The sequence below is a fragment of the Mesorhizobium sp. M7A.F.Ca.CA.004.12.1.1 genome (assembly GCF_003997835.1).
In the GTDB taxonomy this organism is placed as follows: domain Bacteria; phylum Pseudomonadota; class Alphaproteobacteria; order Rhizobiales; family Rhizobiaceae; genus Mesorhizobium.
This window is the reverse complement of sequence record NZ_RZRK01001048.1, coordinates 1-1,764: the sequence shown is the minus strand read 5'-3', so window position 1 is coordinate 1,764 and position 1,764 is coordinate 1. Positions and strand designations below refer to the sequence as shown.

Annotated in this window: 3 protein-coding genes; all 3 read left to right on the top strand. The window is 65.5% G+C overall.

The features are described 5' to 3' along the window. A partial coding sequence (locus EN984_RS33425; protein WP_206517545.1) for a formate dehydrogenase accessory sulfurtransferase FdhD occupies positions 1-118 on the top strand: 118 nt, incomplete at its 5' end. Continuing rightward, positions 108-419: a formate dehydrogenase subunit delta gene (locus EN984_RS33420; protein WP_023811684.1), complete on the top strand. Its 312-nt coding sequence runs from the start codon at positions 108-110 to the stop codon at positions 417-419. The genes EN984_RS33425 and EN984_RS33420, both read left to right, overlap by 11 nt. Before the next feature lie 112 nt (positions 420-531). After that, positions 532-1,764: alpha/beta fold hydrolase (locus tag EN984_RS33415; RefSeq protein ID WP_127384298.1), on the top strand; the 1,233-nt coding region annotated here is incomplete at its 3' end.

The window sequence follows — 1,764 nt, the reverse complement described above, 5'->3', positions numbered from 1 at the left end:
CATCCGCACGGCGCAAGAGGCCGGCATGACGCTGGTGGCGCTGGTTCGCGGCGACGATTTTGATATTTTCACCCACCCCGACCGGGTGGTTTGCGGAGTTGCCAAGCATGTCGCATGACGAAGAACACATTATGAGCACCGCCGAGAAGCTGGTGCGCATGGCAAACCAGATCGCCGATTTCTTCCATTCCAAGCCGCGCGAGGAAGGCATTGCCGGCGTCGCCGAGCACATCAACAAGTTCTGGGAGCCGAGGATGCGGCGGCAGTTCTTCGAAATGCTGGACGACGGCACCGGGAACTTCAACGAGTTGGTGGTGGCCGCCTCCGCCAGGATCAGGCGGCCGATCACGCCGGCTGCGGCCGACCTCAAACTCGGACTCGAGCCCTCCCCTGCCGACGTCGCCGCCTCGCAGGAATAATCGCCAAGCCGCGCCGGCTTACATTCGTCATCGCTAAAGTTTAAGCTGCCGCATCCGCGCTGTTCTGCTATGGTTTGACGACCAGAAATCGTCAGGCCGGGGTGGAAATCTCGTGAGGCCGATCGAGACGCGATACGCCCGTAGCGGCGATATGAGGATCGCCTATCAGGTGGTCGGGCAGGGATCGCTCGATCTGGTCTTCGTGCCGGGCTTCATTTCCAACCTCGACCTGCACTGGGAAGACGAGGGCTATACCAGGCTCTTGAAGCGGCTTTCGGCATTCTCGCGGCTGATCCTGTTCGACAAGCGCGGCACGGGTCTGTCCGACCGCGTCGACGCGCATAACCTGCCCAGTCTCGAAACGCGGATGGACGATGTGCGCGCGGTTTTGGACGCTGCCGGCAGCGGCCGTGCAGCCCTGCTCGGCTCCTCCGAAGGCGCGCCGATGGCGATGCTGTTCGCCGCCACCTATCCGGAGCGGACGCGGGCGCTGGCGCTCTATGGCGGCTATGCGCATTTCCACAAATGGGTGATGTCGCCCGAACGCCTCGACGCTTTCATCGAGATGGCGGAGACAGCCTGGGGCACCGGCGCCACTCTGCCCCATTTCGCGCCGAGCCGGGTCGACGACGCGCATTTCGCCCAGTGGTGGGCACGTTTCGAACGATTGTCGGCGAGCCCGACGGCGGCGGCGGCGCTGGCGCGCATGAACGCCGACGTCGACATCCGCCACATCCTGAACGTGATCAGCGCGCCGACGCTTGTGATTCATCGCCGCAACGATGCGCGGGTCGACCCCGATGCCAGCCGCTTCCTTGCACAGAAGATTCCCGGCGCCCGGCTGGTCGAGATTGCCGGACGCGACCATCCGATCTGGACCGGCGATGTCGACGGGGTGGCCGACTTGATCGAGGAATTCCTGACCGGCGAGCGCGCCGTAGGCGAAGTGGACCGCGTGCTGGCGGCACTTCTGGTGACACGCATCTACGATACGGCGCGGCTCGGCGACCGCATGTGGAGCGAACGCAGCCAACGCTTCCAGGAAACCTGGCGGCTGCTGGTCGGACGCCATGGTGGGCGCTCTGTGGGCCTGCATGGCGAGTTGATGATTTCGCGCTTCGACGGCCCGGCACGCGCCATACGCTGCGCGGCAGCCCTGCGCGAGGCGGCGCAGGAAATCGGCGTGGCAAGCGCGCAAGGGGCGCATGTCGGCGAGATCGAAATGCGCGGTCCGCCCGTCGGGATGACGGCGCGGGTGGCGATGCAACTGGCCGCCCATGCCGGCCGCGGCGACATTATCGCGTCGCGTCTGATCGCCGATCTGGCGGCTGGGTCGGGCCTGCAT

What these genes read in the sequence shown, in the direction of transcription:
- EN984_RS33420 (WP_023811684.1), top strand. Translation starts at nt 108, where the DNA reads ATGTCGCATGACGAAGAACACATTATGAGCACCGCCGAGAAGCTGGTG.